At 64.9% G+C, this 7,261-nt stretch carries 9 protein-coding genes; all 9 read left to right on the top strand.

What is annotated here, in order from left to right:
- The first annotated feature begins 14 nt into the window (after positions 1–14).
- The 9 genes from aspS (at position 15) to ACSFBM_RS16375 (ending at position 6,967) form a co-directional block, all read left to right on the top strand.
- Positions 15–1,820 (top strand): aspartate--tRNA ligase, encoded by a 1,806-nt coding sequence (gene aspS, locus ACSFBM_RS16335; protein WP_435485253.1) that lies wholly within the window; start codon positions 15–17, stop codon positions 1,818–1,820.
- A 7-nt stretch (positions 1,821–1,827) separates the two neighbouring features.
- On the top strand, positions 1,828–2,304 hold the full coding sequence (nudB, locus tag ACSFBM_RS16340) for a dihydroneopterin triphosphate diphosphatase (protein ID WP_435485254.1): 477 nt from the start codon (positions 1,828–1,830) through the stop codon (positions 2,302–2,304).
- Positions 2,301–3,065 carry an endonuclease/exonuclease/phosphatase family protein gene (locus ACSFBM_RS16345; RefSeq protein WP_435485255.1) on the top strand — a complete coding sequence of 255 codons (765 nt, stop codon included), beginning with the start codon at positions 2,301–2,303 and terminating at the stop codon, positions 3,063–3,065. Before nudB ends, ACSFBM_RS16345 begins: the two co-directional genes overlap by 4 nt.
- Before the next feature lie 73 nt (positions 3,066–3,138).
- On the top strand, positions 3,139–3,870 hold the full coding sequence (gene folE / locus ACSFBM_RS16350) for a GTP cyclohydrolase I (RefSeq protein WP_435485256.1): 732 nt from the start codon (positions 3,139–3,141) through the stop codon (positions 3,868–3,870).
- Between the two features lie 2 nt (positions 3,871–3,872).
- The gene (locus ACSFBM_RS16355; RefSeq protein WP_435437272.1) at positions 3,873–4,295 is read left to right on the top strand and encodes a BLUF domain-containing protein; all 423 of its coding nucleotides are present in this window, start codon (positions 3,873–3,875) and stop codon (positions 4,293–4,295) included.
- Positions 4,296–4,302: 7 nt separating this feature from the next.
- Complete coding sequence (locus ACSFBM_RS16360; protein WP_435485257.1) at positions 4,303–5,184, top strand: DMT family transporter; 882 nt, start codon at positions 4,303–4,305, stop codon at positions 5,182–5,184.
- 4 nt (positions 5,185–5,188) lie between these two features.
- Complete coding sequence (locus ACSFBM_RS16365) at positions 5,189–6,013, top strand: DUF429 domain-containing protein (RefSeq protein ID WP_435485258.1); 825 nt, start codon at positions 5,189–5,191, stop codon at positions 6,011–6,013.
- Between the two features lie 122 nt (positions 6,014–6,135).
- Positions 6,136–6,333, top strand: coding sequence for a CsbD family protein (locus ACSFBM_RS16370; protein ID WP_435447576.1), 198 nt, complete (start codon positions 6,136–6,138; stop codon positions 6,331–6,333).
- 106 nt (positions 6,334–6,439) lie between these two features.
- Positions 6,440–6,967 (top strand): BON domain-containing protein, encoded by a 528-nt coding sequence (locus ACSFBM_RS16375; protein WP_435485259.1) that lies wholly within the window; start codon positions 6,440–6,442, stop codon positions 6,965–6,967.
- Positions 6,968–7,261: the final 294 nt, after the last annotated feature.

Here is a 7,261-nt window from a genome sequence, read left to right on the forward strand (position 1 = left end):
CGGAAGTCATCTCCATGGCCATGCGTACTCACTATTGCGGTCTCGTGACCGAAGCCCTGCTGGGCCAAACCGTCACCCTGTGCGGCTGGGTCAACCGTCGCCGCGACCACGGCGGCGTGATTTTCATCGACGTGCGTGACCGCGAAGGCTACGTGCAGGTGGTGTGCGACCCCGATCGCGCCTCCACGTTCGCCGTGGCCGAAAACCTGCGCAACGAGTTCTGCGTGCAGATCACGGGCCTGGTGCGCTCGCGCCCCGAAGGCACCACCAACGACAGCCTCAAGAGCGGCAAGATCGAAGTGCTGTGCCACGAATTGAAGGTGCTCAACCCTTCGGTCACGCCTCCGTTCCTGCTGGACGACGACAACCTGTCGGAAACCACCCGCCTCACGCACCGCGTGCTCGACCTGCGCCGCCCGGCCATGCAGCGCAACATGATGCTGCGCTACAAGGTGACGATGGAAACGCGCAAGTTCCTCGATGCCAACGGCTTCATCGACATCGAGACGCCGATGCTGGGCAAGTCCACGCCCGAAGGCGCGCGCGACTACCTCGTGCCCAGCCGCGTGCACGACGGCAGCTTCTTCGCGCTGCCGCAGTCGCCCCAGCTGTTCAAGCAGCTGCTGATGGTGGCGGGCTACGACCGCTACTACCAGATCGTGAAGTGCTTCCGCGACGAAGACCTGCGCGCCGACCGCCAGCCTGAATTCACGCAGATCGACATCGAGACCTCGTTCCTCGCCGAAGAAGAAATCCGCGAGATGTTCGAAGGCATGATCCGCAACGTGTTCCGCAACGCCGCGGGCATCGACCTGCCGGTGTTCCCGACCATGACGTACGGCGACGCGATGTTCAAGTACGGCTCGGACAAGCCCGACCTGCGCGTGAAGCTCGAATTCACCGAACTCACCGAGCTCATGAAGCGCGTGGAATTCAAGGTGTTCTCGAACGCCGCCACCATGGTGGGCGGCCGCGTCGTGGCGCTGCGCGTGCCCGGCGGCGGTGCCGAGGGCGGCATGTCGCGCGGCGAAATCGACGCGTACCAGGAATTCGTCAAGATCTACGGCGCCAAGGGCCTTGCCTACATCAAGGTCAACGACGCAGCCGCTGGCCGCGACGGCCTGCAAAGCCCGATCGTGAAGAACCTGGACGACGCCACGCTGGCCGAGATCATCGCCCGCACGGGTGCGCGCAACGGCGACATCCTGTTCTTCGGCGCCGACAAGGAAAAGGTCGTCAACGACGCCATCGGCGCGCTGCGCGTGAAGATCGGCCACAGCCCCTTCGGCAAGAAGAGCGGCCTGTTCGACGACCGCTGGGCACCGCTGTGGGTGGTCGACTTCCCGATGTTCGAGTTTGACGAGGACGGCCAGCGCTGGTCGGCCGTGCACCACCCGTTCACCGCACCGAAGGACGGCCATGAAGACCTCATGGACACCGCGCCCGAGAAGTGCATCGCCAAGGCCTACGACATGGTGCTCAACGGCATCGAGATGGGCGGCGGTTCGGTGCGTATCCACCGCGAGGAAGTGCAGAGCAAGGTGTTCCGCGCGCTGAAGATCAGCGCCGAAGATGCGCAGCTCAAGTTCGGCTTCCTGCTGGACGCGCTGCAGTACGGTGCGCCCCCGCACGGCGGCATCGCCATCGGCCTGGACCGCCTCGTCATGCTGATGACCGGTGCCGAGTCGATCCGCGACGTGATCGCCTTCCCCAAGACCCAGCGCGCGCAAGACCTGCTGACGCAGGCGCCCAGTCCGGTCGACGAGAAGCAGCTGCGCGAACTGCACATCAAGCTGCGCAACACGCCTCAACCCGTCTGATGCGGCCATGACGACCAGCCGCCGGCCCTGGAAGATCCCGGAGTCGGTGCTGGTCGTCATTCATACGCCGGCGCTCGATGTGCTGCTGATCCGGCGTGCGGATGCCGAGACCGACTTCTGGCAGTCGGTCACCGGCAGCAAGGATGTCGCGGACGAACCGCTGGCGCTCACCGCGGCGCGCGAGGTGGCCGAGGAAACCGGCTTCCAATGCGGCGAGGGCATGGCGCTGGCCCCGCAACTGCTCGACTGGCAACTGCGCAACGTCTACGAGATCTATCCGCAATGGCGCGCCCGCTATGCGCCCGGCGTGACGCGCAACACCGAGCACCTGTTCGGCCTCTGCGTGCCCGAACGCCTGACCCCCACGCTCGCGCCGCGCGAGCACACCGACTGGCGCTGGCTGCCGTACCGGGAGGCGGCCGAAGCCTGTTTTTCCCCGTCGAACGCCGAAGCCATTCTGTTGCTGCCAGAATTTATGCAATGAACCAGCCCGAAGCAGCAGCACACACCCTCCGGGTCGCGACCTACAACATTCACAAGGGTGTGCAGGGCATCGGGCCCGCGCGCAGGCTCGAGATTCACAACCTCGGCCACGCGATCGAGCAACTCGACGCCGACATCATCTGCCTGCAGGAAGTGCGCAAGATGAACCGGCAGGCCGCCGCGCGCTTCGCACGCTGGCCGGAGTTGCCGCAGGCGGACTTTCTCGCGCCCGAGGGCTATACCGCCGTCTATGAGACCAATGCCGTCACCCGCCACGGCGAGCATGGCAATGCGTTGCTCACGCGCTGGCCGGTGATTCGCACCAGCCACCAGGACATTTCCGACCACCGCTTCGAGCAGCGTGGCCTGCTGCACGTGGTGATCGAGGTGGAAGGGCAACCCGTGCATGCCATCGTGGTGCACCTGGGGCTCATCAAGGGCAGCCGGGTGCGGCAGATCGCCCGCCTGCGCGAGTTCATCGACCGCGAAGTGCCGCCCGACGAGGCCATCGTGGTGGCGGGCGACTTCAACGACTGGGGTGCGCGCATGCGCTACGCCATGAATGCCATGGGGCTGCGCGACGCCAGCGACCTGCGCGGCCCGCGCACGCTCACCTATCCCTCGCGCCTGCCGGTGGCGCAGCTCGACTTCGTCTACGGACGCAAGCTGACGCCGCTGGCCTGCGCGGTGCCGCGCGGGCCTATCTGGGCCCGCATGTCCGACCATCTGCCGTTGGTCGCTGATTTCACGCTACTTAATTGATAGCACTGCTCCGAGAGGGGGCGCGCGTTGCAGCCCGAATCCTCTAGAGTCATTCACTGGTACGATCCCCGCCATGCTGAGGAAAACCGACGTCGAACCGCTCCCCGATCGAAAAGACGATGACGAGGGCACCCCCGTCTCCGTCAAGATCCGTGAGCGCCTGAATGCGGCGCGCAAGCGCTTCAATGCCAACGACAACATCGCCGAGTTCATCGAACCGGGCGAGCTGGAGGCGCTGCTCGACGAGGTCGAGGTCAAGATGAAGGGCGTGCTCGAGAGCCTCGTCATCGACGTGGTGAACGACCACAACACCGACAACACCGCGCGCCGCGTCGCCAAGATGTACGTGAACGAGGTGTTCCGCGGCCGATACGTGCCGCCGCCCGCGCTCACCGAATTTCCCAATGCGGAGCACCTGAACGAGCTGATGATCGTCGGCCCGATCACCGTGCGCAGCGCCTGCTCGCACCACTTCTGCCCGATCATCGGCAAGCTCTGGATCGGCGTGATGCCCAACGAGCACACCAATGTGATTGGCCTGTCGAAGTACGCGCGGCTTGCCGAATGGGTCATGGGGCGGCCGCAGATCCAGGAAGAGGCGATCGTGCAGCTCGCCGACCTGATCCAGGAAAAGACGCGGCCCGACGGCCTTGCGCTCGTGATGGAAGCCGAACATTTCTGCATGGCCTGGCGCGGCGTGAAGGAAATGGACAGCAAGATGATCAATTCCGTGATGCGCGGCGTGTTCCTGAAAGACCCGAGCCTGCGCCGCGAATTCCTGTCCCTCATGCCGAGAAAGAACTGATCATGCTGGTCCGACTTCTCTACGCCAGCCGTGCCGTCGATACCAGCCCTGCGGCCATCGATGCGATCCTCACGAAATCGCGCACGCACAACCCGGCATGCGGCATCACCGGCATCCTCTGCTACGGTGCGGGCACTTTCCTGCAGGCCATCGAAGGCGGGCGCGACGCCATCAGCGACCTCTACGGCCACATCCAGCGCGACGTGCGCCACAAGGACGTGGTGCTGTTGCACTACGAAGAAATCTCCGAGCGCCGCTTCGGTGGATGGACCATGGGGCAGGTCAACCTGTCGAAGCTCAATGCCTCGACGCTGCTCAAGTATTCAGAGAAGCCCGAACTCGACCCGTACAAGGTCTCGGGCAAGGTCTCGCTGGCGCTGCTGGAAGAGCTGATGGCCACCGCAGCCATCGTCGGCCGCCACTGATCCAGGGGTGCCGCTCTCCGCATTCGCGCTGATCCTGCTTGCCGGGGTCATTCATGCCAGCTGGAACATCGCCGCCAAGAAGGCGAACGGCGACGCGCGCTTCAGCTTCCAGACCAGCGTGTTCAACATGCTCATCTGGGCGCCCGTGGGCATCACGCTGGGCTGGAACGTGGTGCCGGGCTGGGGCCTGACAGAGTGGGGCTTCGTCGTGCTCAGCGGCGTGCTGCACATCTTTTATTTCATCGTGCTGCTGCGCGGCTACCGTCGGTCGGACCTGACCGTGGTCTACCCGCTCGCGCGCGGCTCGGGGCCCTTGCTGTCATCGCTGGTGGCGGTGCTTTTTCTCGGCGAGAAGATCAGCCTCTTCGGCGTGGCGGGCATCGCGGGCGTGGTGATCGGCGTGTTCCTCGTCGCGGGCGGCCCGAAGCTGTGGCGCAAGGCGCAGGACCCGGTGCAACGCGAGCGCGTGCACAAGGGCATTCGTTACGGGGTGCTCACCGGCGGCTTCATTGCGGCGTACACCGTCGCGGACAGCTACGCCGTCAAGTTCCTGGCAATGTCGCCGATCCTTCTCGACTATTTCGGCAATCTCGTGCGCATGGTGTTGCTGGCGCCTGTGGCGTTGAAGGACCGCGCGACGACCGCGCGCATGTGGCGCGAACAGTGGAAGTACGCGCTGCTGGTGGCGGCGGTCAGCCCCGTGTCTTACGTGCTGGTGCTCTATGCGGTGCAGCAGGCTCCCATCTCCCACGTCGCGCCGGCGCGCGAGGTGTCGATGCTGTTCGCGGCGTTGATTGGCGGTCACCTGCTGCGCGAGGGCGACCGGCTCCTGCGTGTGCTGGGTGCGTTGTTCATCGCGGCCGGCGTGGTGGCGCTGGCACTGGGCTGATGCCGTGGTGCTGTTCGGCTGCGATTTCTCGAGCGCGCCGACGCGGCGCAAGCCCATCGTGGTGGCCGTGGGCGAAATTGCCGATGCCCAGCGCGTCGTTCTGACCAGTCTGCAACGCTTCGCCACGCTCGATGCGTGGGGCGATTGGTTGTGCGCCACGCCCGCCTGGGTGGGCGGCTTCGACTTCCCGTTCAGCCTGCCGCGCGAACTGGTCGAACATCTGGGCTGGCCGACGCAATGGGCGCCGCTGATGGCGCACTACGCCGGCTTGAGCCGTGCGGAGATCCGCGACACCTTCGCCGCCTTCTGTGCGGGCCGGCCTGTGGGCAGCAAGTTTGCGCACCGCGCCGCCGATGGGCCCGCGGGCTCCAGCCCGTCGATGAAATGGGTGAACCCGCCCGTGGCCTACATGCTCCATGCCGGCGTGCCTCGCCTGCTGGCGTCCGGCGCGCGCATTCCCGGGCTGCACGCGGGCGACCGCGACGACCGTGTCGCGCTGGAGGCCTATCCAGGCCTGCTGGCGCGCGAGCTGATCGCACGGCGCAGCTACAAGAGCGACGACCTGGCCAAGCAGACGCCCGAGCGCCTTGCGGCGCGCACCGACCTGCTCGCCGCGCTCGAAGTCGGTACAAGCCGGCTTGGTTTGCGACTGGCTGTCCACGCCGGGCAACGGACCGAATTGCTGGCTGATGCCCGTGGCGACGGCATCGACGCCGCGCTGTGCCTCGTGCAGGCTGCCTGGGGGTTGCGGCGCGCCAGCAGTGCCGGGCCAGGATTCGGGTTGCCGCAGGCTTTCGACGCGCTTGAAGGATGGATCGTCACTGCCTGAGCCTTGTTGTCCTACAGCGCTTCGGGCTTCCGGCGGCGTTCGTTGCTGCCAGTCGCGACTTAGATTGAAGTCAGTGAGTCATCCCGGCTCACACATTTCACCTACGCAGGAAGGAAAGCGACATGAACAAGGACCAAGTGGCAGGCCGGGTCGAAGAGGCCAAGGGCAAGATCAAGGAAGCTGCCGGCAAGGTGGTGGGCAATGAGAAGCTCCAGGGCGAAGGCGCGGCAGATCAGGCCGCCGGCAAGGTGCAGAAGACCTATGGCGACGTGAAGGAAAAGGCCAAGGACGCCATCAAGACCGGTGCCGACAAGCTGTGACGGGACGAGAGGTCGCATGTGCCCGTCGGACGGGCGCGTGCAGCCTCTTTTTTCATTTGTGCGCGATTGACGCAGCGATCCGCTGAGATCGACAAGGAGAGGCTCCATGAGCAAGCAAGAGCAACACCGCCCATCCATTGGTATGCCGTATCCGCGCGCATTGTTAGTCGTGATCGCCGCTGCGGCTGCATTTGCGCTGGCCGCGTGCGACAAGTCGGACAGCCGCAGTGCTGGCGAGAAGCTTGACGGCGCTGTCGCCAAGACCGAGCAGGCCGCGCAGACCGCCGCCGCCAAGACGGGCGAAGCCGTCAAGGAAGCCAAAGCCAAGGTGGATGCCTCCGGGACCACCGCCGAGGTGAAGGATGGCATGGCGAACGTGAAGGAAGCGGCGAAGGAAGCCGGCGCTGCAGTGAGCGCGACGGTGGACGATGCCGCCATTACGGCCTCTGTGTCCGCAGGTCTGGCGAAGGATCCGGATCTGAGCGCGATCAAGATCAACGTCGACACCAAGGGCGGGGCTGTGAGCCTGAAGGGCCCCGCACCGACGGCTGCTGCCAAGGCGCGCGCCGAGGAGATTGCCAAGGGTGTGCAAGGCGTGACCTCTGTCGACAACCAGCTCGAAGTGAAGAGCTGATCGGCATCGGGCAACGCATGCAAAACCAAAGCCCGGGATGCCCGGGCTTTTTCTTGCCTTGTATTCGGAGGCGACTGGTGGCGACAGGCCACCCGACAAAAATCTTCTCCTCCTTGCTCGAAGTGCTAAAAACTGTGCATAATCGAGGGCTCGACTGACAGTCACCGCAAGGTGTTGGTTGCGATGGGTTTCTTCGGAGCTGATTGCGAGTTGGTTGGGTGAAAAAAGCTTCTTCGAAGTTGACGCTGATTGAAAAGTCGGTGCATAATCGAAGGCTTCGCTGAAACGGATTCG

It is taken from the genome of Variovorax pasteuri (assembly GCF_051216435.1).
Lineage (GTDB): Bacteria > Pseudomonadota > Gammaproteobacteria > Burkholderiales > Burkholderiaceae_C > Variovorax.